The sequence below is a fragment of the Variovorax sp. KK3 genome, from assembly GCF_001984055.1.
In the GTDB taxonomy this organism is placed as follows: Bacteria; Pseudomonadota; Gammaproteobacteria; order Burkholderiales; family Burkholderiaceae_C; genus Variovorax.
The window spans coordinates 83,528-104,556 of the sequence record NZ_LYVO01000002.1 but is presented as its reverse complement, the minus strand read 5'-3'; the positions used below and the strand labels follow the sequence as shown (position 1 = coordinate 104,556).

Here is a 21,029-nt window from a genome sequence, read left to right as displayed (position 1 = left end):
GACAGCCAAATTCTAGGCGCCAGCCCATTGCAGCCCCAAGGCAACCCCGGGCCACCCGGCCTCGACCCCATGCCCCAGCCTCTGCGAGACCCCAAACCCATGCTCGACCGCGTGATCGAGGAATGGGGCGGCCACCAGGATTTGTGGATCTTCGGATACGGCTCGCTGATCTGGCGACCGGAGTTCGGCTTCATCGAACGGCACCCGGCCCGGGTGCACGGCTGGCACCGCGCGCTCAAGATGTGGAGCCGCGTCAACCGCGGCACGGTGGAGAACCCCGGCCTCGTGTTCGGCCTGCTTTCGGGCGGCAGCTGCCGCGGCATGGTGTTCCGCATTCCCGCGGCCGACGGCCTGGAGGCGCTGGGCCGCCTGTGGTTGCGCGAGATGCCCACTGGTGTCTACGACCCGCGCTGGCTGCAGTGCGACATGGCACACGGCTCGGTGCGCGCGCTGACCTTCACGCTGTCGCGGCGCAGCCCCAACTTCACGGGCCACCTCGACGACGAGCGCTATCGCCACATCTTCACCCACGCGGTCGGTCGCTACGGCAGCTCGCTCGACTATGCGCAGCAGACCCTGCTGGAACTGCAGCGCCACTCCATCCACGACGCGGCGCTGGCCCGGCTTGTCAGACTGGCCGAAAGGCAGCTGTCGGAGTCGCCCGATTGCGGCGATGCAGCCAAGCCGGTATACCCGGTGGCTGAATCCAAACCAACGTCATCTTCCAAGGAGTAGCCATGTCCCCTCGCCTCATCGCCCCCGCTCTCGCCATCGCCGCAGCAGCCAGCCTGCTTGCGGGCTGCGGCACCATGGGGGGCCAGGCGAGTGCCGTGGCCAACCTCGCACCCACCGGTGCCATCTCGCCCAACCCGACCACCGGCAACGTGACCTTCACCGCGCTCGACCATGGCGTGCGCGTGGCCGGAGAGGTACGCGGCCTGCCACCGGGCACCGAGCACGGCTTCCACGTCCACGAGAAGGGCGATTGCGGCGACAACGGCAACGCCTCGGGCGGCCACTTCAACCCGCAGGGCGGCACGCACGGCAAATTCGGCGCGCCCGGCAGCCATGCGGGCGAGCTGCCAAGCCTGGTGGCCGATGGCACTGGCACCGCGCGCTTCAGCGTCGACGTGCATTCGATCTCGCTGACCGACGGCGCGGCCAACAACGTGATCGGCCGCGCGCTCGTCGTGCACCGCGACCGCGACGACTTCACCTCGCAGCCGGCCGGCAACTCGGGGCCGCGCACGGCCTGCGCGCTGATCACGCGCCGCTGATCACCGGGCGCTGATGCCCCCGCCGAGACGAGTGCTCAGCAAGGCCTCGGCCCGGGCGAGCTGCTCGGGCGTATCGATGTCGGTGAGGATGCCGATGTCGTCCACGTCGACTTCTGCCACCTGCCCTGATTCACGCAGCGCACGCAGCACGGGCGCGGCGCCTTGCGCACCGGCCAGCGCGATCAGCTGCGGGCCGCTGGCCGCCGCGAAGCCCACAGGGTGGCCTCGTTCACCGCGGTGATGCGGCTGCGCGGCTGGCGCGCCGCCTTCGATGGCGCGCGCCACGGCTTGCAGGGTCGAAGGCAGCACCAGCGGCAGGTCGGCCGGCAGGATCAACCAACCCGAGGCGGTGGCCGTGGCGCGCACCGCGGCGGCGATCGAATCGCCCATGCCCGGGTGCCCCGCGTCTTCCAGGTGCCAGGGCAGCCCGCTGGCGCGCACCGCGGCCAGCGTGTGCTCGAGCACCGTGGCCTGCGCGAGCGCGGCCTGCAGCTTGGAGCCGGTGCCGCCCGCCGCGCGAAAGCGCTCGCCGCGTCCCGAGGCCAGCACGATCACGGTGGGAAGCGACATCGAAGGCAGCGCAGGCGTGGAGGGCATGGTCATGGCCCGCAGTATCCACACATCGCTTGGGCACAATGCAGCGCATGACGAGTTCCCCCAACGACAGCCTCGCCGCGTTGCGCAAGAGCTACGAGCGCGCCGAGCTCGACGAATCCAGCAGCGCGCCCGATCCGCTGCTGCAATTCGAACGCTGGCTCGCCGAGGCCATCGACGCCCAGCTGCCCGAGCCCAACGCGATGACACTGGCCACTGTGAGCGGTGACCTGCGGCCCTCCACACGTATCGTGCTGATCAAGGGCTACGACGCGCGCGGCATCGTCTGGTACACCAACTACAACAGCCGCAAGGGCCAGGAGCTGGCCGGCAACCCTTGGGCCGCCTTGCAGTTCCACTGGGTCGAGCTCGAGCGCGTGGTCCGCATCGAGGGCCGCGTCGGCAAGGTCGACGACGCAGAGAGCGACGCCTACTTCGCCAGCCGCCCCCTCGACTCCCGAATCGGCGCCTGGGCCAGCCCGCAGAGCGAGGTCATCACCGGCCGCGACGTGCTCGTGAAAAACGCCGCCGTGCAGGCCGCCAGGCACCTGCTTTCCCCACCCCGCCCCCCGCACTGGGGCGGCTTCCGCCTGGTGCCTGACCGCTGGGAGTTCTGGCAGGGCCGCAAGAGCCGGCTGCACGACCGGCTGCGGTATCGGCAGGAGGATGGGAGCTGGGTTCGGGAGCGGTTGGCGCCTTGAGCGAGAAATCGGGGAGAAATCGCGTTCGCGACCAGCCGGTACGTGACTCGCCCTCGACCAGCTTCCGGTTGCGTAGATTGGCGCACGTTCTCTGCAGGGACCATAGAATCTAGTCAGCAAACTAGTCAGAAAGAGGAAGCCATGAACACTTGGCCAATCCAGGACGCCAAGGCTCGCTTCAGCGAGTTTCTCGAGGCCTGCCTGTCCGAGGGGCCTCAGATGGTCACGAAGCGCGGCACGGAAGCGGCCGTCCTTGTTCCAGTGGAGGAATGGCGCCGCCTAAGCGCAACTGCGCGCCCGACTCTCAAGGAACTTCTGCTGGACAAGACCGCGCGAAGCGACCAGTTGGTTCCGCCGCGCGGCACGCACCGCAGACGACAGACGCCGAAACTCGACTAGCGCATGTACTTGCTCGATACCAATGTCGTTTCCGAGTTGCGAAGGCCGCGACCGCATGGCGCCGTGCTGGCATGGTTGCGATCGGTTTCCGACGCGGAGTTGCATCTGTCAGCGGTGACCCTCGGCGAGATTCAGGTGGGCATCGAAATGACACGCGACCAGGATGCGACCAAGGCAGCTGAGATCGAGGCCTGGGCAAGCCTGGTGGCATCCTCCTACAACGTGCTCCCGATGGATGCACAGACCTTCAGGGTGTGGGCGCGCTTGATGCACAGGCGGTCGGTCACCCTCCTTGAAGACGCCATGATCGCAGCCACCGCGGTCGTCCACCAACTGACCGTGGTAACCCGAAACATCGCCGACTTCAAGCAATTCGGCGTGCCCGTCCTGGACCCCTTCGCCAAGCCCGCACGCTAAAGCCGCCCCGCCAACGCCATCACGATCGACAGCGTCACCAGCGCCAACGCCGTCGACACCGCCATGCTCGCGGTCACCAGGTCTTCAGCCGTCTTGTAGCGCTGCGAGAAGAGGAATACGTTGGCGCCGATGGGCAGTGCGGCGGCCACCACCATCACCTGCAGCGGCAGGCCGCGCAGGCCCAGCAGCCATCCGAGCGCAGCGACCAGCAGGGGATGGACGAGGTTCTTGATCAACGCCTGCGCGAGCGCCGGGCGCCACAAAGGGCCGATGGGCGTCGCGGCCAGGGTGATGCCCACCATCACCAGCGCGATCGGGCCAAAGGCCTGGCCGAGCCAGGCGATGGGCTTGTCGATGGCTTCTGGCATCGTGAGGCCGGTCTGCGCGAACAGCAGGCCGCACACGATCGGCAAGGGCACCGGGTGCACGACCGCGTTGTAGAACGCCCTGCCCAGGGTGCGCAGGATGGGCGTGCGCTCGCCGCCGGGCTGGCGTGCCTGCTCGTGCGCCACGGCCAGTTCCAGCACCAGCGTGGCGCTGGTCAGCAGCACCAGCGAATGCAGCGAGATCAAGGTCAACAGCACCACCATGCCCTCGGGGCCGAAGGCCAGGCCGATGAGCGCGATGCCGATCATCACGGTGTTGCTGAAGGTGTTGGCCAACGCGACGACGGCCGAGGTGCGGCTGAAGCCGCGCACCATGAGCGTGACCGCGAAGATCAGGGCGGCCGCGAGGAAGTACGCCGCCACGGGGCCCAGCCGCAACTGCTCGACGTGCACCGTGCTCATGGTGCGGAACAGCAGCGCCGGCGCCAGCAGCAGGAAGATGAGGTTCGACAGGTCGCGGATCGCGCCGCCGGTGACCCAGCCGCGCCGCCCTGCCAGGAAGCCCGCGCCGATGAGAAGAAAAACGGGGAGCAGCGACGACAGGACCGATGAGTTCACTGCGCCGAGCATACAAGGCGCCCGCAGGAGCAATGCGGGGGGATGCGGGAGCGATGCGCCATCCATGCCCATGAGCACGCCCTGCACGATCCGACGTCCCTGTCTATGATGCCCCGACCCCTCCCCGCCAACGCCTGCAGGAATCCCACATGAGCATTCCCACCACCCGCCTCGGCCGCACCGGCCTCGTCGTCTCGCGCCTCGCCCTCGGCACCATGACTTTCGGGCTGCAGACCGACGAGACCGTGTCGTACCAGATCCTCGACAAGGCCACCGAGGCCGGCATCGACTTCCTCGACACCGCCGACGTCTATCCGCTCGGCGGCACGGTCGACATCACCGGCCGCACCGAAGAGATCATCGGCCGCTGGCTGCAGTCCAAGGGCGCCGGCGCGCGACGCCGCTTCATCGTCGCGACCAAGGCGGTGGGCAAGGTCGGACCCCATTCGTGGGACCAGGGCGCCTCGCGCAAGCACCTGCTCGATGCCATCGATGCCTCGCTCGAGCGATTGCAGACCGACTACGTCGACCTGTACCAACTGCACAGCGACGACCGCAACACGCCGCTCGACGAAAGCCTGGAAGCACTCGACACCATCGTGCGTTCGGGCCGTGCGCGCTACGTGGGCGTTTCGAACTTCCTGGCCTATCGCCTGGCGCGCGCCATCGGCCGCGCCGAGCTGCGGCGGCTCACCGGCATCGTGTGCGTGCAGCCGCGCTACAGCCTGCTGTTCCGCGAGATCGAGCGCGAGCTGCTGCCGCTGGCCGGCGAGGAAGGCCTGGGCGTCATCCCCTACAACCCGCTCGCGGGCGGCCTGCTGACCGGCAAGTACAAGCAGGACACCAAGCTCGAGGACAACACGCGCTTCACGCTCGGGACCGCCGGCTCGATGTACCAAGACCGCTACTGGAACGAGCGCAGCTTCGCCACGGTCGGCAAGCTGCACGCATTGGCCGACGAAGCCGGCGTGCCGCTGACGACGCTGGCGGTGGCGTGGGTGATGGCCAATCCGCTCGTCACCGCGCCGCTGCTGGGGGCGAGCCGGCCCGAGCAGCTGGACGCCACGCTCGCGGCCGCCGAGTACAAGCTCGACGCGTCGCTCAAGCAGCGGCTCGACGAGCTGACCGCCGAGTACCGCAAAGGCGACGCGCCGCGCTGAGCCTTAGAAGTTCACCCTCAGGCCGACCTTCACGCTGCGCCCCGGCAGCGGCGCGTTCGGGAACGCGGTGGTCGTGAGGATCGAGGTCGAGCTGTACGCCAGCTTGTTCGTCAGGTTGTCGAGCCGCGCATACCAGGTGAGGCTCGCGTTCTGCACTTTCATGCGGTAGGTGAGCGCCGCGTTCCACAGCGTGTAGGCCTCGGTCGGCCGTGCGCCCACCGAGGGCACGCGCTTCTGGGCCGCATAGTGGTCGAAGCCCAGGCGCGCCGACCAGGGCCCGCTGCCGTAGACCAGCGTGGCGCCCACGCGCGCCGGCGAGATGCGCGGCAGCGGCTCGCCGGTGTCGGTGTTCTTCGCGCGCACCAGGTCGCCACGCCACTGCAGGTCGAGCGTGGAGCCGTCCGCCGCGTTCGCGAAGCCGTCCAGCCCCAGCAAGCGCAGGTTGCCGCTGGCCTCGATGCCGGTGAAGCGCGCGCGCACGCCGCGGTAGGCGTACTCGTCCATCACGTCGGGGAATACCAGCAGGCCTTCTTCGGTTTCGATGGGCGCGGGGTTGACGCCGCCCTCCTCGTCCCGCACGTTGCCGGTGGCCATCAGCCCGATGTAGTTGCGAAAGCGCGTGGCGTAGGCGTTGACGCGCGCCGTGTTGGCGCCCGACTTCCACTGGGCGCCGAGGTCGAAGCCGACCGACTTCTCCTTCTGCAGGTTCGGGTCGCCCAGCTCCCATGCGCCGGTCGCGACGTGCGGGCCGTTGGCGAAGAGTTCGTAGTCCTTGGGTGCGCGCTCGGTGTAGGCCAGGTTGGAAGTCAGCTGCCATTGCGGGTTCAGGTCCACCAACGCGCCCAGCGCCGCGCTGCGCGGGTTGAAGCTGCGCTCGCCCACCGCGAAGCGCGCGACGTCGGGGTCGGGTGAGCCCAGCGAGCGCACCTTGACCTGCTCCGTTCGCGCGCCGAAGCTCAGCCGGCCCCAGGGCATGCCCAGCTCTTCATGCACGAACAGCGCGCTCGACCGCGTACGGCTGTGCGGCGCAAAGGCCTCTTCGCCGTCGGCCGAGAAGCGGCCGGTCTCGCTGCTGAAGCCGATCAGGCCTTCGAGGTTGCCGATCTTCCGGTGGCGCGCCTCGATGCGCAGGTCATGGGCCTTGTTGGAAAAGGTGGTGCCAGGCTCCTGGCCCTCGAACTCGGTGTGGCGGTAGTCGGTGTAGCCGAACTTGCCGTGGATGCTGGTGAAGAAGCCTCCCGGCCGCCACGCGCCCTCGAGCGCATAGCGGTCGGACTTCATGTCGATGCTGACGTCGTCCTCGGCCACCGTACCGTACTGGCTGCGGTAGCTGCTGGCCGACGCGCCGATCCAGCCGCGGTCGAAGAACAAGGTGCCGCCGATGGCGCCACCGTCGGCGCGGTTGGCCGAGTTGCAGATGCGGCGCGCCAGGCCGGGGCGGTAGGGGTTCTCGCAGCCCAGTTCGATCGGCACGCGCGTGTCGTCCGCGGTGCGGCTGAACGCGTCGACGTGCAGCGCGAAGCGATCGTTGCCGCCTTCGAGCACCGCGCCGCCGCTTTTTTCGCGGCTGCCGCTGGCATAGCCGGCATCGATGCGGCCGCCGAAGCCATTCAGCGGCTCCGTGGGAATGCGATTGTCGATGACGTTGACCACGCCGCCGACCGCGCTGCCGCCGTATTGCAGGGCCGAAGGCCCGCGCAGCACCTCGATGCGCTCGGTCACCAGCGCGTCGACCGGCACCGCGTGGTCGTAGCTCAGCGCCGACGCGTCGGGCGCGGCACCGCCGTTCTGCAGGATGCGGATGCGGTCGCCGTCCTGCCCGCGGATGGTGGGCCGGCTCGCGTTCGGGCCGAAGTAGGTGCTGCCGACGCCCGGCAGGTTGTTCAGCGTCTCGCCCAGCGTGGACTGGGACCGCAGCAGGAGCTGGTCGCCCGAGACGGAGGTCGTGGGTGCGATCAGCTCGGTGGCGCCCAGCGGGTTGCCGGTGACCGTGATTTCCTGCAGCGACGGGGTCGGCGCCGCGGCATCGGATTGCGCCCAGGCAGCGTACGAGACGAAAGACAGAACGGCAACGCCCACGGCGTTGCGCGCGAATGAAGAAGACATGAAGGAACACTCGTTGAATCGACAAGAAGCCGGCTGCGGCCCGCGAAGAGCGGGCGCAGCAGCGCGGTCCGGTGGGAATTCAGCGAGCGGAAGGCGGGCCGCGCGCGTCGAACAGCGCGACCCATCGGGCGAGTGCTTCGCCCTCGAGGAATAGGAACGTGGCGGCCGGCAGTTGCACCGGCAGCATCAGCACCGGCACGCAGAGCGCTGCGGGGCCATGGGACAACTGGTCGTAGAGCCGGCAGTCGGCATCGCTGCCGTGGCCGCCGAACAGCGCGGACAAGCCATGGCCGTGGCCATGGTCGACGTGGCCCGCGTCGCCCTGCACGGCTTCATGGGCGGCGCCCTGCGAGAACGCGTGCCCGTGCAAGGTGCGGTGCATCAAGCCCAGCGTGGTCGCCATCCACAACGCAAGCGCCAGCACGCACAGCAGCGCACGGGCATGGCTCGGGGGGCGGGCGACACGCATTCGATCGGGCTTTCTTGAATCGGGCTTTCTCGATCAGGCCTTCTTGAGGCGGGAGGCGAAGGTCTTCTGGAACTTCTCGACCTTGGGCCCGACCACGAACGAGCAGTAGCCCTGGTTCGGGTTGTTCAGGAAATAGTCTTGGTGGTAGGCCTCGGCGGCCGAGTAGTTTGCCAGGGCTTTCACCTCGGTCACGACCGGCGAGCGGTAGGTCTTGCTGGCCCCGATCTCAGCGATGACCTGCTCGGCCACCTGCTTCTGGGACTCGTCGAGGTAGTAGATGCCGCTGCGGTACTGCGTGCCCACGTCGTTGCCCTGCCGGTTCAGGGTGGTCGGATCGTGCGTGACGAAGAAGATCTCCAGGATCTCGCGCAGCGTGATCTGCGTCGGGTCGAAGACCAGCTTCACCACCTCGGCATGCCCGGTGCGGCCCGTGCAGACCTGCTCGTAGCTCGGATTGACGGTCTCGCCGTTGCAGTAGCCAGACTCCACGTCGACGACGCCCTGCACCCGGTCGAACACGGCCTCTGTGCACCAGAAGCAGCCGCCGCCGAGCACGATGGTTTCGTTGTGTGAAGACATGAGCAAATCCCGAAAAGATTAAACCTAACCGCCCATTGTGGCGTCTTGACGCATCCAAAAGCGTTCACTACATTACTAACCCGTCAGTCATTAAGGCATCGATGCCCCCCTCCCGCTTCATCAGCGACAAGCTGTTCCCCGAGCGCGCCAAGCGTGAACGCCGCAAGGAGGCGCGGCCGGGCGAGCTGCTGGAGGCGGCGCTGGACCTGTTCGTGGACAAGGGCTTCGCCGCCACGCGGTCCGAAGAGGTCGCGGCGCGCGCGGGCGTGTCCAAGGGCACGCTGTTCCTCTACTTCCCGAGCAAGGAAGAGCTGTTCAAGGCGGTGGTGATGGAAAACCTCGCCGGCCGCTTCACCGAGTGGAACGCCGAGTTCGAGGCCTTCGAGGGCAGCACCGAAGAGATGCTGCGCTACTGCATGAACGTGTGGTGGGAGCGCGTGGGCTCGACCAAGGCCTCGGGCCTGACCAAGCTGATGCTCAGCGAGGGCAACAACTTCCCCGAACTCGCCGAGTTCTACCGCGAACAGGTGGTGCGGCCCGGGCACTCGCTGCTTCGGAGGATCATCCAACGCGGCATCGACAGTGGCGAGTTCGCGCCGGTGGATATCGACCATGCCATCTACGCCGTGATCGCCCCGATGAACTTCCTCATGCTGTGGAAGCATTCGGCCATGGTCTGCGTGGACGGCCAGTCCGCGATCGACCCCGACAGATACCTCGCGATCCAGGCCGAGACCGTGCTGCACGGCCTGTGCAAGCCGCCGAAGGCGCAACCATGAAGCTCGGCATGAAGCGCGTCCTGGGCTGGTCCGTGGCCGTCTTGCTGCTGGTGCTGCTGGCCGCCGGCGCCATGCGCGCCATCGAGGCGCGCCGCGCCAAGCAGGCCGCGGCCGCGCCGCCCGCCGAGACGGTGGTGCAGCTGGCGCAGGGCGACGTGGTGCGCCCGGCGCGGCGCGAACTGGCGCAGACCCTGGCGGTGTCGGGCACGCTGCGCGCCATCGACTGGGCAGCGGTCAAGGCCCGCGTGCCCGGCGAACTCAGCGGGCTCACGGTGCGCGAAGGCGACACCGTCAAGGCCGGCCAGGTCATCGCGCGCATCGAGCCGGTCGACTACCAGTCCCGCGTGCGCCAGGCACAGGAGCAGGCCGACAGCGCCAATGCACAGGCCGACGTGGCGCAGCGCACCTACGAGAACAACAAGGCGCTGGTGGACCAGGGCTTCATCTCCCGCACCGCCCTGGACACGTCGCTGTCCAACCTCAACGCCGCACGATCGACACACCGGGCCGCGCTGGCGGCGGTGGACATGGCGCGCAAGTCACTGCAGGACACCCTGCTCACCAGCCCCATCGACGGCCAGGTGGCCCAGCGGCTCGCGCAGAACGGCGAGCGGGTCTCGGTCGACGCACGCGTGATCGAGGTGGTGGACCTGAGCCGGCTCGAAGTGGAGGCCACGCTTTCGGCCGCGGATTCGGTGGCGGTGCGCGTGGGCCAGCGCGCGGCGCTGCAGGTCGAAGGCAGCGGCCTGCTCGACCCGACGGCCGCGGCGCGGCAGGTCGATGCCACGGTGGTGCGCGTCAACCCGAGCGCACAGGCGGGCAGCCGCAGCGTGCTGGTCTACCTTCGGCTCGACCGCAGCACCGGCTTCCGGCAAGGCCTGTTCGCGCAAGGCACGCTGGCCGTGGGCCAGACCGAGGCGCTCGCGCTGCCGCTCTCGGCGGTGCGCATCGACAAGCCGGCGCCCTACGTGCAGGTGGTGATCGAGGGCCGCATCGTGCACCGGCCGGTACAGACCGGCTTGCGCGGGCAGGTCGGCGGCCAGACCTTGATCGCGGTGCAGGGCGTCGACGAGGGCGCGCCGGTGGTGGCCGGCAGCGTCGGCCAGCTGCGCGAAGGCACCGCGGTGCGGCTCGCGGCGCCCACCGCACCCTGACGCAAGCACGGCCATGTGGTTCACCCGCGTCAGCCTGAAAAACCCCGTCTTCGCAACCATGCTGATGCTGGCGCTGGTGGTGCTGGGCCTGTTCTCCTACCAGCGCCTCGCGGTCGACCAGTTCCCCAACATCGACTTCCCGGTGGTGGTGGTGATCACCGAATACCCCGGCGCCTCGCCCGAGATCGTCGAGAGCGAGGTGACCAAGAAGGTGGAGGAAGGCGTCAACTCCATCGCCGGCATCAATGCCCTCACCTCGCGCAGCTACGAGGGGCAGTCGGTGGTGATCATCGAGTTCCAGCTCTACGTGGACGGGCGCAAGGCGGCCGACGACGTGCGCGAGAAGGTCGCGGCCGTGCGGCCGCTGTTCCGCGACGAGGTGAAGGAGCCGCGCGTGCTGCGCTTCGATCCGGCCTCGCGGCCGGTGTGGTCGGTGGCCGTGCTGCCCGATGGCGCCAAGGGGGCTCAGCCCTCGGCGGTGGAGCTGACCAACTGGGCCGATCAAGTGCTGAAGAAGCGCCTCGAAAACGTGCGCGGCGTCGGCTCGGTCACGCTGGTCGGCGGCACCAAGCGCGAGATCAACATCTACCTGAACCCGCAGGCCATGGAAGCCTTCGGCGTCAGTGCGCAGCAGGTGGTCGAGGCGGTGCGCGCCGAGAACCAGGCGCTGCCCGTGGGTGCGGTGCGCTCGCTCGAACAGGAGCGCGTGGTGCAGATCGATGCGCGCATGGCGCGGCCTGAGGACTTCGGCCGCATCATCCTCGCGCGCAAGGGCGGCGCGCCGATCCGCATCGACCAGGTCGCGACCGTGCGCGACGGCGCGCAGGAGCTCGAAAGCCTGGCGCTCTACAACGGCCAGCGCACGCTGCTGCTGTCGGTGCAGAAGGCGCAGGACGAGAACACCATCCAGGTCGTCGACGGCCTGCGCAAGGCGCTCGCGGACATCGCGCCGCAGCTGCCGCCGGGCGTGAAGCTCGAGCCTATCGGCGATGCCTCGCGCCCCATCCGGGTGGCCGTGGACAACGTGCGCAAGACGCTCATCGAGGGAGCCTTGCTCACGGTGCTGATCGTGTTCCTGTTCCTCAACTCCTGGCGCTCGACCGTCATCACCGGCCTCACGCTGCCGATCGCGCTGATCGGAACCTTCTGGTTCATGGCGATGTTCGGCTTCACCATCAACATGGTGACGCTGATGGCGCTGTCGCTGTGCGTGGGCCTGCTGATCGACGACGCGATCGTGGTGCGCGAGAACATCGTGCGCCACGTGCAGATGGGCAAGGCGCCCTATGCGGCGTCGCTCGACGGCACGCAGGAGATCGGGCTCGCGGTGCTGGCCACCACGCTGTCGATCGTGGCGGTGTTCCTGCCCATCGGCTTCATGGAAGGCATCATCGGCAAGTTCTTCCACGAGTTCGGCATCACCATCGTGGCGGCGGTGCTGATCTCGATGTTCGTGAGCTTCACGCTCGACCCGATGCTGTCGAGCGTGTGGCACGACCCGTCGATCGACACCCACGGCCAGCGCAAGGCGCCGACCGGCCTTTACGACAAGACCATCGGCCGTGTCACCGGCTGGTTCGACCGCGCCACCGACCGCCTCGGCGACGGCTACCAATCCATCCTGCGCTGGTCGCTCGCACACAAGCTCGCCACCCTCTTCGCGGCCATCGGCATCTTCGCCGGCAGCATCGTGATGGTGCCGCTGCTGGGCACGGAGTTCGTGCCCAAGGCCGACTACTCCGAAACCAACATCAGCTTCTATACGCCGGTCGGGTCGTCGCTCGAGGTCACCGAGGCCAAGGCCCGCCAGGTCGAAGGCATCCTGCGCGAGATGCCCGAGGTGCGCTACACGCTCTCCACCATCAACACCGGCGATGCGCAGGGCAAGATCTACGCGAGCATCTACGTGCGCCTGGTCGACCGCCACCAGCGCGACCGCAGCGTCGACCGGATGTCGACCGTGCTGCGCGACCGGCTGCGCAGCGTGCCGGGCATCACCGTCACCCACGTCGGCCTGCGCGACGCGGTGGGCGGCAACAAGGCGATCGAGTTCTCGCTGCAGGGGCCCGACCTGCAGGAGCTGGAGCGGCTGACGTTGCGCGTGATGGAGGCGATCCGCCCCATCCCCGGCCTGGTCGATCTCGATTCGAGCCAGAAGCCCAACAAGCCGACCGTGAACGTGGTGGTGCGGCGCGACGCGGCGTCCGACCTGGGCCTGGGCGTGGCGCCCATCGCGACCGCGCTGCGCACGCTGGTGGCCGGCACCACCGTAGGCAACTGGCGCGCGCCCGACGACCAGACCTACGACGTCAACGTGCGCCTCGCGCCCGAGGTGCGCAACTCGCCGGCCGACCTGGCGCGCCTGCCCTTCGTGAGCACGACCATGGGCGCCAACGCCGACGGCTCCAGCCGCATCGTGCGGCTGCAGCAGGTGGCCGAGGTGCGCGAGAGCACGGGCCCCAACCAGATCAACCGGCGCGCCCTGGCGCGCGAGGTGAGCATCAACGCCAATGCGGCAGGCCGCTCGGCCGGCGAGGTGTCGGCCGACGTCCGCGCCGCGCTGGCCGGCATCGCCTTCCCGCCCGGCTACGGCTGGCAGTTCAGCGGCTCGACCAAGAACATGCAGGAAAGCTTCGGCTACGCGGTGTCGGCCCTGGCGCTGGCGATCATCTTCATCTACATGATCCTGGCCAGCCAGTTCAAGAGCTTCCTGCAGCCGCTGGCACTGATGACCGCGCTGCCGCTCACGCTGATCGGCGTGGTGCTCGCGCTCATGATGTTCGGCTCGACGCTGTCGATGTTCTCGATCATCGGCGTCGTGATGCTGATGGGGCTGGTGACCAAGAACGCGATCCTGCTGGTCGACTTCGCCATCCGCGCGCGCGAGCCCGTGCCGCAACCCGATGGCACCACCGTGCCCGGCCTGCCGCGCGCCGAGGCCCTGCTGCTCGCGGCCCGCGTGCGGCTGCGCCCCATCCTCATGACCACGCTGGCCATGATCTTCGGCATGGTGCCGCTCGCCTTCGCGCTCAGCGAGGGATCGGAGCAGCGCGCGCCCATGGGCCAGGCGGTGATCGGCGGCGTGATCACGTCGTCGCTGCTGACCCTGGTCGTCGTGCCGGTGGTCTATTGCTACATGGACGACCTGGCCGCCTGGGCCAAGCGACGCTGGCGCGGCGAGCGCAGGCCGCAGCCGCAGGGGGAAATCGCGTCACATGCGCCGCCTAAAATCGAGGGTTTGTCCTGAAGCCGACCTGCCTTCCTGCGCCACACACACCTACGAGGAATGACCCCATGACCGCCACCACCGACCTGGAGCGCCTGCGCTTCAACATGATCGAGCAGCAGATCCGACCCTGGGATGTGCTGGACTTCGACATCCTCGAGCTGCTTTCGCAGATCCGCCGCGAAGACTACGTGCCCCGCGCCCATCGCAGCCTGGCCTTCTTCGACATGGAAATCCCGCTCGAAGGCAGCAAGAACAAGGCGCCCGGCCAGGTCATGCTCTCGCCCAAGGTCGAGGCCCGCATGCTGCAAGACCTGCACATCCAGAAGCACGAGAGCGTGCTCGAGGTCGGCACCGGCTCCGGCTTCATGGCCGCGCTGCTGGCCTACCGCGCGGCCCAGGTGCTCACGCTCGAAATCGATGCCGGCCTGGCCACGCTCGCCGCCGAGAACCTGCGCCGCAACGGCGTGGGCAACGTCGAAGTGCGCCATGGCGACGGCTCGGTGCCGCTGCCCAGCGGACCCACCTTCGACGTGATCGTGCTCAGCGGCTCCGTCGCGCGCCTGCCCCAGGGCCTGATGGGCTCGCTCAAAATGGGCGGGCGCATGGCCGCCATCGTCGGCGACGAGCCCATGATGCGTGCCCACTTCGTGACCCGCGTGGCCGAGGGCAAGTGGGACACCCTGCAGCCCTGGGACACGGTCGCGCCGCGCCTGCTCAACTTCCCGGCGCCTTCGCGCTTCAATTTCTAGGCAGGCGCCAATGGTCGAACAAGTCTCTCCGGCCCGGCTGGCCGACTGGTACGCACTCGACGCCGCCGCGCAGCCCGTGCTGCTTGACGTGCGCGAGCCCTGGGAGCTGCAGACCGCCAGCGTGGCGCCGCAGGGCTTCATGCTCGTCGCGATTCCCATGAACGAAATTCCGGCGCGCATTGCCGAACTCGACCCGGCCCAGCGCGTCGCCTGCCTGTGCCATCACGGCGCGCGCAGCCAGCGTGTGGCCCTGTTCCTCGAACAGAACGGCTTTGCCGATGTGGCGAACGTCGCCGGCGGCATCGACGCCTGGTCCATCCAGCACGACGCCGCCGTGCCGCGCTACTGAGCGCGCCGCATTTCGCCAACGCTCCGCGCCACCGACCCGCGCCATCGACCGCTTTTTTTCAGAGAGACCCAAGGACGCTCATGCCCGTGCACCGGCTACTTCCCCTCACGGCGGCCATCGCCGCCGCGATCGCACTGCCGGCCCACGGCCAGAGCCTGATCGAGCTCTACGAAGCCGCGCGCGGCTACGACGCGACATACCAGGCCGCCCGCGCCCAGTACGACGCCACGCTGGCGCGTGCCGCGCAGGCCAAGGCCGGCATCCTGCCGTCGGTGGGGCTCTCGGCCGGCGCCTCGCGCACCGAGCTCGACGTGAACACGCCCGCGGGCGGCGCCTCGCGCGGCTTCAACACGCAGAGCGCGGGCATCAACGCCTCGCAGCCGCTGTACCGGCCCGCGAACTGGGCGACCTACGAGCAGAGCAAGTACCAGGCGGACATCGCGCAGGCCGTGCTGACCGTCGCCGACCAGGATCTCGTTGTGCGCACGAGCCAGGCCTACTTCGACGTGCTGGCGGCAACCGACACCCTGTCGCTGGTGCGCGCCCAGAAGGCAGCGGTGGCCGAGCAGCTCGCGGCGGCCAAGCGCAACTTCGAGGTCGGCACCTCCACCATCACCGACAGCCGCGAAGCGCAGGCGCGCTACGACCTCGTCATCTCGCAGGAGATCGCGGCCGAGAACGACCTGCAGGTCAAGAAGATCGCGCTCGACCAGCTGGTCGGCCGCACCGCCACCGCGCCGGTGCCGCTGGCCGCGCCGGTGCAGCTGCCCGAGGTCTTGCCGGCCGACATGAACGCCTGGGTCGCGCAGTCCGAAGACGTCAGCCCCTCGATCCGCCAGGCGCGGCTCGGCCTCGACGTGGCCGGCCTCGAAGTGCAAAAGGCCCGGGCCGGCCACAAGCCCGTCATCGACGCGAACCTGGGCTACAACGTCACCAACAACCCGCAGGGCACCAGCACCACCACGGGCCGCTCGCGCATCAATGCCGCCACGGTCGGCGTGACCTTCAGCATGCCGCTGTTCGCCGGCTTCGCCATCGAGAACCGCGTGAAGGAAACGCTGGCGCTCGAAGAGCAGTCGCGCTCGGTGCTCGAATCCACGCGACGCAGCGTGGCGCAGGCGACGCGCGCCGCCTACCTGGGCCTGGTGTCCGGCGCAGGCCAGGTGAAGGCCCTGGAAGCCGCGGAGTCATCGAGCCAGAGCGCACTGGACGCCAACCGCCTGGGCTACCAGGTCGGCGTGCGCATCAACATCGACGTGCTCAATTCGCAGAGCCAGCTCTACCAGACCAAGCGCGACCTGGCGGTGGCGCGCTACAACGTCTTGCTGGGCAACCTCAAGCTGCGCCAGGCCAACGGCACGCTGACGCCGGACGACCTGCGCTCGATCAACGGCACGCTGGCCACCGATGGCCGGCCGGCCGTCGACATGACTGCCACGCCACCGCAGCCGCAACAGCAACAGCAGCCCTTCGTGCAGCCCGGCAGCGGAGGCACCACCGCGCCCGGCGCGCCGGTCATCATCCCGCCCGTGCCGCCGGTGCAGACACCGCCGTTCGCGCCCACGCAGCCGACGATGCCCTCGCCGCCTCCGCCGCCGGTGATCCTGCCGCCCACGCGCTGACGCGTCGCCACCCGGAGGTGAGCCAGCAGACTCAGTCCAGGCTGGGCTCGGTGCGCTCTTCGGCCATGGCGACCGCGACGGGCTCGGGCGCCGATTCCGCGATGGCCAGCACGGCCGCGGCCGTGCGCTGCGCCGCGCCGCGGTTGGCGGCCGCGAAGGCTTGCGCCGCCTCGGCCATCGTTTCGCGAAGCGCGGGGTTCTCGACCAGCTTGAGCGCCGCGGTCACCGCATGCTCCATGTCGTTCACGCGCTGCGATGCGCCGGCTGCCAACGAGAGCTCTGCCGCTTCGGCGAAGTTGTAGGTCGACGGCCCCATGATCACCGGGCAGCCGCAGGCCGCGGCTTCGATCAGGTTCTGCCCGCCGAGCGCCTCGAAGCTGCCGCCCAGCAGCGCCGCATCGGCCAGGCCGTAGTACAGCGCCATCTCGCCGAGCGAATCGCCGAGCCAGATCTCGGACTCGGCCGGCGCGCCGGCCGCGCTGCGCCGTGCCACCGCGAAACCCTTGGATTCGATGAGCGCCGCCACCTCGTCGAAGCGCTGCGGATGGCGCGGCACGATCATCCATTGCACGTCGTGCACACGCTTGGAGATGGACTGCACCGCGTCCTGTGCCGGCGGCACCGGCGTGAGCGCGCCGAAGCGCTTGAGCACGTCGAGCAGCTGCGCCTCCTCGCCGTCGCGCGAGCTGGCCAGCATGACGATGGGGCGCGGCAACTGGCCGCGCAGGCGCGTCGCGGTCGCGAGCTGGCGTGCGTCGGGCGTGGCGTCGAACTTGAGGTTGCCGTAGACACCCTCGACCTTGGCACCCAGCGACACCAGGCGATGCGAGTCGGCCTCGGTCTGCGCCCATACGGCGGTGAGCGCCGAGTAGGCCGGCCGCGCCAGCCAGCTCAGGCGTTCGGCCGAAGCCAGCGAGTTCTCGTTGAGCCGCGCATTGGCCAGCACCAGCGGAATGCGGCGCTCGGCGCAGGCGGCCGTGAGCTCGGGCCAGACCTCGGTTTCCATCAGCACGCCGATGCGCGGCTGAAAGCGGTCGAGGAAGCTCGCCACCGCGGCCGGCGCGTCCCAGGGCTGCCAGACCTGCAGGTCGCCCTCTTGCAGCAGCTTGGCACCCTCCTCGCGGCCCGTGGCGGTGCCATGGGTCAGCAGGATCGGGATGTTGGGGTACTGCCGGCGCAGTTCCTCGATCAGGATGCCGGCCGCGCGCGCCTCGCCCAGCGAGACGGCATGCACCCAGCACCAGCCGGTGCCGGTGGTGGCTTCGTCATAGCTGCCGAAGCGCTCTTCGACCGCGTGGGCATAGCCCGGCTCGGCCACGGCGCGCCGGCGCAGCTTGCGCCGCACCAGTGGCTGCGCGAGGGTGGTGAAAGCGCCGTACAGGCGCAGGAGCAACGAACGCACGCTCAAGGGAAATCCACAGCTCAGTGCGCCGCCTCGGCCAGGGTCGCATCGGGCTTCACGGTCTTGAGCAGCGTCAGGAACTGATGCTGGATGCGCTCCAGTGCTTCCTGCGTCTGCCCTTCGAAGCGCAGCACCAGCACCGGCGTGGTGTTCGACGCGCGGATCAGGCCGAAGCCATCGGGCCAGTCCACGCGCAGGCCGTCGATGGTCGACACCGTGGCCGGCGCGTCGAACTTGGCCGTGCCGACCAGTTTCTCCACCAGCGCATGCGGCTCGCCTTCGGCGCACTTCACGTTCAGCTCGGGCGTCGAGAAGCTCGTGGGCAGGCTGTTGAGGGTGTCGCTCGCGTTGGCCGTCTTGCTCAGGATCTCGAGCAGGCGGCAACCCGCGTAGGTGCCGTCGTCGAAGCCGAACCAGCGCTCCTTGAAGAAGATGTGGCCGCTCATCTCGCCGCCCAGCGGCGAGTCGATTTCCTTCATCTTGGCCTTGATCAGCGAATGGCCGGTCTTGAAGATCATCGGCTTGCCGCCTGCGGCCTCGATGGCCGGGCCCAGGCGCTGCGAGCACTTCACGTCGTAGACGATGGTGCCGCCCGGCACGCGCGAAAGCACGTCCTGCGCGAACAGCACCATCTGGCGGTCGGGGAAGATGTTCTGGCCGTCCTTGGTGACGATGCCCAGGCGATCGCCGTCGCCGTCGAAGGCCAGGCCCAGCTCGGCATCGCCGGTGGCCAGGGCTGCGATCAGGTCCTTCAGGTTCTCGGGCTTGCTGGGGTCGGGGTGGTGGTTGGGGAAGTCGCCGTCGACTTCGCTGAACAGCTCGGTCACCTCGCAGCCGATGGCGCGCAGGATGGCCGGGGCCGAGGCGCCGGCGATGCCGTTGCCCGAGTCGACCACGATCTTGATGGGCCGCGCGAGCTTGATGTCGCCCACGATGCGCTGCGTGTAGGCCTCCAGCACGTCGACCTTGCGCACGCTGCCGCCGGGGGCGAGCGTGGCGCTGTCGGCTTCCATGACGCGGCGCAGGCCCTGGATCTCGTCGCCGTAGATGGCGCGGCCGGCCAGCACCATCTTGAAGCCGTTGTAGTCCTTGGGGTTGTGGCTGCCCGTGACCTGGATGCCGCTGGTGGCCAGCGTGTGGGCCGCGAAGTACAGCATGGGCGTGGTGACGGCGCCGACGTCGATGACCTCGACGCCCGTGGCCACCAGGCCGCGGATCAGCGCCTCGGAGAGCGCCGGGCCCGACAGGCGCCCGTCGCGCCCCACGGCCACCGCTTTTTCGCCGGCCGCGCGGGCCGCGCTGCCGAAGGCCTTGCCCAATGCCTCGGCAACGCCGGCATCGAGCGTGGAGGGCACGACGCCGCGGATGTCATAGGCCTTGAAGATGGTTGCGCTGAGCTGCATGGGCGTCCTTTGCAGTGGTTGGAGGATCTGCCGATCTGGGGGATCGGAAATGAACACGATTGTAGGCATGCGCCTTTCGTGCCAGATGTCCGGAAATGGCTACATCAGCCCGCCCCGGTTCGTATGATGGGCCGCATGTCTCCCGCTGCCGCCACCCCCGCCACGCTCGAGAGCGACGCCTGCTACCTGGCCATGAAGGCCCACGATGCGCGCTTCGACGGCTCCTTCTTCACTGGCGTGACTTCCACCGGTGTCTACTGCCGGCCGGTCTGCCGCGTCAAGCTGCCGCGGCGCGAGAACTGCCGCTTCTTCCAGCATGCGGCCCAGGCCGAGGCCGCGGGCTTTCGCCCCTGCCTGCGCTGCCGGCCCGAACTGGCGCCGCGCGCCGCCAGCTGGTCGACCGAAGACGCCTCCCGCATCCTCGCGCTGCAGGCCGCCCGCCTGATCGACGAGCCCGACGCGTGGGACGAGGATGGCCCCGGCGCGGCCCGCATCGCCGCACGCCTGGGCGTGAGCGACCGCCACCTGCGCCGCATCTTCGAGGCGCAGTTCGGCGTCTCGCCGTTGCAGTACCTGCAGACGCGGCGCCTGCTGGCCGCCAAGCAGCTGATCGCCGACACCCGCCTGCCGATGACGCAGGTGGCGCTGGCCAGCGGCTTCGCCAGCGTAAGGCGCTTCAACGCGGCCTTCGTGTCGCACTACGGCCTGAACCCGAGCGCGCTGCGGCGCGCCGGGCCGAGCGCGGGTGGCGATGCGGGCGGCGCCGGTGGCGCCGTCCACGTGCGGCTCGGATTCCGCCCGCCTTACGACGCGCAGGCGATGCTCGGCTTCTTCGCACGCCGCGCGCTGGCCGGCGTGGAAGTCGCCGACCCGGATGCCGGCGCGCCGCAGCTGGCCCGCACGCTGCGCGTGGTGCAGGGCGAGCAGGTCCATGCGGGCTGGCTGCGCCTGCGCTTCGACGTGGCACGCGAACAGTTGCTGCTGCAGGTGGGCGAATCGCTTGCCGCCGTGCTGCCGACGGTGATCAGCCGGGTGCGCGCGATGCTCGACCTCGACGCCGACCCGATGGCGATCAACGCCGCGCTGCACGCCAGCTTTCCGCAGGGCGACGGGCTGCGCGTACCGGGCACGGTCGACGGCTTCGAACTCGCGGTGCGCGCGGTGCTGGGCCAGCAGATCACCGTGGCCGCGGCCCGCACCCTGCGCTCGCGCCTGGTGCAGGCGCTGGGTGAGCCGATCTCGACGCCCATCCCCGGGCTCGACCGGCTGTTCCCCACGCCGGCCGCCATTGCCGGCGCCAGCGGCGACCTGCTGGGCAGCCTGGGCATCGTGCGCCAGCGGCAGGCCGCGCTCGCGTCGCTGGCCCGTGCGGCCATGGAGGGGCAACTCACCCTGCATGCCGGTGCCGACGTGCCCGCCACGCTGGCCGCGTTGCAGGCCCTGCCCGGCATCGGCGACTGGACCGCGCAATACATCGCGATGCGCGCGCTGCGCTGGCCCGATGCGTTTCCGGCCGGCGACGTGGCGCTGCAGAAGGCGCTGCGCGTGACCACGGCGCGCGCCGCGGCCGAGGCCTCGCAGGCCTGGCGACCCTGGCGCAGCTATGCGGTGCTGCGGGCGTGGCACAGTCCGCTTCCGGGCAGCGGATCCCCGGCCGCCGCGGCGGCCCCCGACAACGTTCCCGCCTGAGGCATCC

Annotated in this window: 20 protein-coding genes; 13 read left to right on the top strand and 7 right to left on the bottom strand. The window is 69.4% G+C overall.

All coding sequences use genetic code 11. The features are described 5' to 3' along the window. Positions 1 to 69: 69 nt before the first annotated feature. Positions 70 to 735: a gamma-glutamylcyclotransferase gene (locus tag B0W80_RS01590; protein ID WP_076997338.1), complete on the top strand. Its 666-nt coding sequence runs from the start codon at positions 70 to 72 to the stop codon at positions 733 to 735. A 2-nt stretch (positions 736 to 737) separates the two neighbouring features. After that, on the top strand, positions 738 to 1,277 hold the full coding sequence (locus tag B0W80_RS01585) for a superoxide dismutase family protein (protein WP_076997337.1): 540 nt from the start codon (positions 738 to 740) through the stop codon (positions 1,275 to 1,277). On the opposite strand, the gene B0W80_RS01580 is transcribed toward B0W80_RS01585, so the two are convergent. Continuing rightward, positions 1,278 to 1,880: an NTP transferase domain-containing protein gene (locus tag B0W80_RS01580; RefSeq protein WP_083745122.1), complete on the bottom strand. Its 603-nt coding sequence runs from the start codon at positions 1,878 to 1,880 to the stop codon at positions 1,278 to 1,280. It lies immediately after the preceding gene. Positions 1,881 to 1,912: 32 nt separating this feature from the next. On the opposite strand from B0W80_RS01580, the gene pdxH reads away from it, so the two are divergent. The 3 genes from pdxH (at position 1,913) to B0W80_RS01565 (ending at position 3,388) form a co-directional block, all read left to right on the top strand. Further along, entirely contained in the window at positions 1,913 to 2,572 is a 660-nt protein-coding gene (gene pdxH, locus B0W80_RS01575) for a pyridoxamine 5'-phosphate oxidase (protein ID WP_373038091.1), read from the top strand. Positions 2,573 to 2,713: 141 nt separating this feature from the next. Beyond that, complete coding sequence (locus B0W80_RS01570) at positions 2,714 to 2,971, top strand: type II toxin-antitoxin system Phd/YefM family antitoxin (protein WP_076997336.1); 258 nt, start codon at positions 2,714 to 2,716, stop codon at positions 2,969 to 2,971. A 3-nt stretch (positions 2,972 to 2,974) separates the two neighbouring features. Then, entirely contained in the window at positions 2,975 to 3,388 is a 414-nt protein-coding gene (locus B0W80_RS01565) for a type II toxin-antitoxin system VapC family toxin (RefSeq protein WP_076997335.1), read from the top strand. Here B0W80_RS01565 and B0W80_RS01560 read toward each other — a convergent pair. Further along, positions 3,385 to 4,332 carry an AEC family transporter gene (locus tag B0W80_RS01560; protein WP_076997430.1) on the bottom strand — a complete coding sequence of 316 codons (948 nt, stop codon included), beginning with the start codon at positions 4,330 to 4,332 and terminating at the stop codon, positions 3,385 to 3,387. The two genes, B0W80_RS01565 and B0W80_RS01560, sit on opposite strands and share 4 nt — an antisense overlap. 149 nt (positions 4,333 to 4,481) lie before the next feature. On the opposite strand from B0W80_RS01560, the gene B0W80_RS01555 reads away from it, so the two are divergent. Continuing rightward, complete coding sequence (locus B0W80_RS01555; protein ID WP_076997334.1) at positions 4,482 to 5,492, top strand: aldo/keto reductase; 1,011 nt, start codon at positions 4,482 to 4,484, stop codon at positions 5,490 to 5,492. A 3-nt stretch (positions 5,493 to 5,495) separates the two neighbouring features. Here B0W80_RS01555 and B0W80_RS01550 read toward each other — a convergent pair whose 3' ends face one another. The 3 genes from B0W80_RS01550 to msrA form a co-directional block, all read right to left on the bottom strand. Continuing rightward, positions 5,496 to 7,598, bottom strand: a complete 2,103-nt coding sequence (locus B0W80_RS01550; RefSeq protein ID WP_076997333.1) for a TonB-dependent receptor — start codon at positions 7,596 to 7,598, stop codon at positions 5,496 to 5,498. A 79-nt stretch (positions 7,599 to 7,677) separates the two neighbouring features. Then, a complete protein-coding gene (locus B0W80_RS01545; protein WP_076997332.1) occupies positions 7,678 to 8,067 on the bottom strand; it encodes a hypothetical protein in 390 nt (129 codons plus the stop codon). Positions 8,068 to 8,100: 33 nt separating this feature from the next. Further along, entirely contained in the window at positions 8,101 to 8,646 is a 546-nt protein-coding gene (gene msrA / locus B0W80_RS01540; RefSeq protein ID WP_076997331.1) for a peptide-methionine (S)-S-oxide reductase MsrA, read from the bottom strand. A gap of 101 nt (positions 8,647 to 8,747) precedes the next feature. Here msrA and B0W80_RS01535 point away from each other — a divergent pair, with 101 nt between their 5' ends. From B0W80_RS01535 to B0W80_RS01510, 6 genes are all read left to right on the top strand, one after another. After that, positions 8,748 to 9,425, top strand: a complete 678-nt coding sequence (locus B0W80_RS01535) for a TetR/AcrR family transcriptional regulator (protein ID WP_076997330.1) — start codon at positions 8,748 to 8,750, stop codon at positions 9,423 to 9,425. Continuing rightward, the gene (locus B0W80_RS01530) at positions 9,422 to 10,579 is read left to right on the top strand and encodes an efflux RND transporter periplasmic adaptor subunit (RefSeq protein ID WP_306171826.1); all 1,158 of its coding nucleotides are present in this window, start codon (positions 9,422 to 9,424) and stop codon (positions 10,577 to 10,579) included. Before B0W80_RS01535 ends, B0W80_RS01530 begins: the two co-directional genes overlap by 4 nt. 13 nt (positions 10,580 to 10,592) lie before the next feature. Continuing rightward, complete coding sequence (locus B0W80_RS01525) at positions 10,593 to 13,826, top strand: efflux RND transporter permease subunit (RefSeq protein ID WP_076997329.1); 3,234 nt, start codon at positions 10,593 to 10,595, stop codon at positions 13,824 to 13,826. Between the two features lie 47 nt (positions 13,827 to 13,873). Then, positions 13,874 to 14,557, top strand: a complete 684-nt coding sequence (locus B0W80_RS01520) for a protein-L-isoaspartate O-methyltransferase (protein WP_076997328.1) — start codon at positions 13,874 to 13,876, stop codon at positions 14,555 to 14,557. 10 nt (positions 14,558 to 14,567) lie between these two features. Beyond that, entirely contained in the window at positions 14,568 to 14,906 is a 339-nt protein-coding gene (locus tag B0W80_RS01515; protein WP_076997327.1) for a rhodanese-like domain-containing protein, read from the top strand. Positions 14,907 to 14,986: 80 nt separating this feature from the next. Then, a complete protein-coding gene (locus tag B0W80_RS01510; protein WP_076997326.1) occupies positions 14,987 to 16,528 on the top strand; it encodes a TolC family outer membrane protein in 1,542 nt (513 codons plus the stop codon). A gap of 31 nt (positions 16,529 to 16,559) precedes the next feature. Here B0W80_RS01510 and B0W80_RS01505 read toward each other — a convergent pair whose 3' ends face one another. Both B0W80_RS01505 and B0W80_RS01500 read right to left on the bottom strand, forming a co-directional pair. Next, on the bottom strand, positions 16,560 to 17,930 hold the full coding sequence (locus tag B0W80_RS01505; RefSeq protein ID WP_076997428.1) for a 3-deoxy-D-manno-octulosonic acid transferase: 1,371 nt from the start codon (positions 17,928 to 17,930) through the stop codon (positions 16,560 to 16,562). 20 nt (positions 17,931 to 17,950) lie between these two features. Continuing rightward, complete coding sequence (locus B0W80_RS01500; RefSeq protein WP_076997325.1) at positions 17,951 to 19,333, bottom strand: phosphomannomutase/phosphoglucomutase; 1,383 nt, start codon at positions 19,331 to 19,333, stop codon at positions 17,951 to 17,953. Between the two features lie 135 nt (positions 19,334 to 19,468). On the opposite strand from B0W80_RS01500, the gene B0W80_RS01495 reads away from it, so the two are divergent. Further along, positions 19,469 to 21,022 carry an AlkA N-terminal domain-containing protein gene (locus B0W80_RS01495; protein ID WP_076997427.1) on the top strand — a complete coding sequence of 518 codons (1,554 nt, stop codon included), beginning with the start codon at positions 19,469 to 19,471 and terminating at the stop codon, positions 21,020 to 21,022. Positions 21,023 to 21,029: the final 7 nt, after the last annotated feature.

What these genes read in the sequence shown, in the direction of transcription:
- B0W80_RS01590 (WP_076997338.1), top strand. Translation starts at nt 70, where the DNA reads ATGCCCCAGCCTCTGCGAGACCCCAAACCCATGCTCGACCGCGTGATC.
- B0W80_RS01585 (WP_076997337.1), top strand. Translation starts at nt 738, where the DNA reads ATGTCCCCTCGCCTCATCGCCCCCGCTCTCGCCATCGCCGCAGCAGCC.
- B0W80_RS01580 (WP_083745122.1), bottom strand. Translation starts at nt 1,880, where the DNA reads ATGACCATGCCCTCCACGCCTGCGCTGCCTTCGATGTCGCTTCCCACC.
- pdxH (WP_373038091.1), top strand. Translation starts at nt 1,913, where the DNA reads ATGCAGCGCATGACGAGTTCCCCCAACGACAGCCTCGCCGCGTTGCGC.
- B0W80_RS01570 (WP_076997336.1), top strand. Translation starts at nt 2,714, where the DNA reads ATGAACACTTGGCCAATCCAGGACGCCAAGGCTCGCTTCAGCGAGTTT.
- B0W80_RS01565 (WP_076997335.1), top strand. Translation starts at nt 2,975, where the DNA reads ATGTACTTGCTCGATACCAATGTCGTTTCCGAGTTGCGAAGGCCGCGA.
- B0W80_RS01555 (WP_076997334.1), top strand. Translation starts at nt 4,482, where the DNA reads ATGAGCATTCCCACCACCCGCCTCGGCCGCACCGGCCTCGTCGTCTCG.
- B0W80_RS01550 (WP_076997333.1), bottom strand. Translation starts at nt 7,598, where the DNA reads ATGTCTTCTTCATTCGCGCGCAACGCCGTGGGCGTTGCCGTTCTGTCT.
- B0W80_RS01545 (WP_076997332.1), bottom strand. Translation starts at nt 8,067, where the DNA reads ATGCGTGTCGCCCGCCCCCCGAGCCATGCCCGTGCGCTGCTGTGCGTG.
- msrA (WP_076997331.1), bottom strand. Translation starts at nt 8,646, where the DNA reads ATGTCTTCACACAACGAAACCATCGTGCTCGGCGGCGGCTGCTTCTGG.
- B0W80_RS01535 (WP_076997330.1), top strand. Translation starts at nt 8,748, where the DNA reads ATGCCCCCCTCCCGCTTCATCAGCGACAAGCTGTTCCCCGAGCGCGCC.
- B0W80_RS01530 (WP_306171826.1), top strand. Translation starts at nt 9,422, where the DNA reads ATGAAGCTCGGCATGAAGCGCGTCCTGGGCTGGTCCGTGGCCGTCTTG.
- B0W80_RS01525 (WP_076997329.1), top strand. Translation starts at nt 10,593, where the DNA reads ATGTGGTTCACCCGCGTCAGCCTGAAAAACCCCGTCTTCGCAACCATG.
- B0W80_RS01520 (WP_076997328.1), top strand. Translation starts at nt 13,874, where the DNA reads ATGACCGCCACCACCGACCTGGAGCGCCTGCGCTTCAACATGATCGAG.
- B0W80_RS01515 (WP_076997327.1), top strand. Translation starts at nt 14,568, where the DNA reads ATGGTCGAACAAGTCTCTCCGGCCCGGCTGGCCGACTGGTACGCACTC.
- B0W80_RS01510 (WP_076997326.1), top strand. Translation starts at nt 14,987, where the DNA reads ATGCCCGTGCACCGGCTACTTCCCCTCACGGCGGCCATCGCCGCCGCG.
- B0W80_RS01500 (WP_076997325.1), bottom strand. Translation starts at nt 19,333, where the DNA reads ATGCAGCTCAGCGCAACCATCTTCAAGGCCTATGACATCCGCGGCGTC.
- B0W80_RS01495 (WP_076997427.1), top strand. Translation starts at nt 19,469, where the DNA reads ATGTCTCCCGCTGCCGCCACCCCCGCCACGCTCGAGAGCGACGCCTGC.